We start from the raw sequence: 1,663 nt of genomic DNA on the forward strand, positions 1-1,663 counted from the left end.
CCCCCGGTGTCAGGGTAGTTGTCGTGTCCCCCGCTTTTTGAAAAGCATTCCGGGGGCGGCAAGAGTATGGTCATGCCTTTCTACTCAGAAGAACGTAAAGCTGCGCTGCTGAAAATGATGCTTCCGCCCCTGAGTCTCTCGGCGGCGGAGGTCGCTCGGCGCGAAGGTTGCAGCGATATGTCTCTCCATTATTGGCGCAAGCAAGCTGCTGCCAGAGGAACGCAATTGTCCGACGCCAAGCAACCGGCCGAAAATTGGTCAGCCGAATCCAAGCTGGCGATCATCATAGAAACAGGTTCGCTGTCGGAACTGGAAATCGGTGAATACTGCCGACGAAAAGGTATTTTCCCAGAGCAGATAACCGACTGGCGCAACGCCTTTATTGCCAGTAGCACGAAACAGTCAACCACGAAAACTGCCTCTTCCGGCCAGTCACGAGATGATAAAAATCGTATCCGCGAACTTGAGCGTGAGTTGCGCCGCAAAGATGCAGCGCTGGCTGAAACAGCCGCTTTGCTGGTACTACGAAAAAAGCTCAATGCCTACTGGGGGAGCGACGACGAGGACAACTGACCTTGTTGCCAGAACGGTATTTACTCGTTGGTTGGCTTAATGAAGCCATTCTGGCGGGCGCCCGCAGGGCGCCTGCCTGTCAGGAGGTAGGCATTTCACTGAGGACGCTGCAACGCTGGAGCTTGCCGCAAGAGCTCTTGGCAGATAGACGTACGACGACGCTTAGGCCGATGCCCAGCAACGCGCTCAGTGAGCTTGAACGACAAAGCATCGTGACGCTGTGCAACAGCAAAGCCTATGCGCATCTCCCACCAAGCCAGATCGTGCCGCAATTGGCTGATGAGGGGAGATATGTGGCATCGGAGGCGACTTTTTATCGTGTGCTGCATGCGGCAGGTCAGCAGCATCACCGATCCCGAGCCAAGCGCCCGCATCGCCATGAGGCACCGACCACTTACGCAGCGACTTCAGCGAATCAGGTGTGGTCGTGGGATATCACCTACCTGCCGTCCCCGGTTCGTGGGAAGTTTTACTACCTCTATCTGATCGAAGACATCTACAGCCGAAAAGCAGTGGGCTGGGAAGTTTATGAAGCTGAGAGCGGTGAAAAGGCAGCAGCATTGCTGCAACGAAGCGTGACTCAGGAGAAGTGTTGGCACCAGCCGCTGGTGCTTCACTCCGATAATGGTGCACCGATGAAATCGGTAACGTTACTGACCAAAATGTACGACCTGGGCATCACGCCGTCTCGCGGTAGGCCACGGGTTAGCAACGACAACCCGTACTCGGAATCACTGTTCAGAACACTGAAATACTGCCCGCAGTGGCCGCAGGCGGGGTTTACCAGCCTGGATGATGCGCGTATCTGGGTGAGGAATTTTATGACTTGGTACAACACCGTGCACCGGCATAGCCGGATCCGCTTCGTAACACCGGCCCAACGTCATGAAGGGAAAGACAGAGAAATTTTGGCTTGCCGAGATGCGATATATCGGCAGGCCAGAGAGAAAAGACCAGAGCGATGGTCAGGCGAGACACGCAACTGGAACCCTATCGGGACGGTGTATCTGAACCCTGAAAGGGAGCTGACCGTGGTAATAAAAGTCGCGTAGCACGACGGTGGACGCGACAACTAACTTGAAAAACGCCG

At 55.3% G+C, this 1,663-nt stretch carries 1 protein-coding gene; it reads left to right on the plus strand.

What is annotated here, in order from left to right; all coding sequences use genetic code 11:
- The first annotated feature begins 72 nt into the window (after positions 1-72).
- Positions 73-1,625, plus strand: a protein-coding gene (locus BUE92_RS00020; protein WP_178380666.1) for an IS3 family transposase whose coding sequence is annotated in 2 segments (ribosomal slippage) — positions 73-535 and positions 535-1,625 — 1,554 coding nt in all. Because the reading frame shifts where the segments join, the coding sequence is not laid out codon by codon here.
- Positions 1,626-1,663: the final 38 nt, after the last annotated feature.

It is taken from the genome of Pseudomonas fluorescens (assembly GCF_001902145.1).
GTDB lineage: Bacteria > Pseudomonadota > Gammaproteobacteria > Pseudomonadales > Pseudomonadaceae > Aquipseudomonas > Aquipseudomonas fluorescens_BV.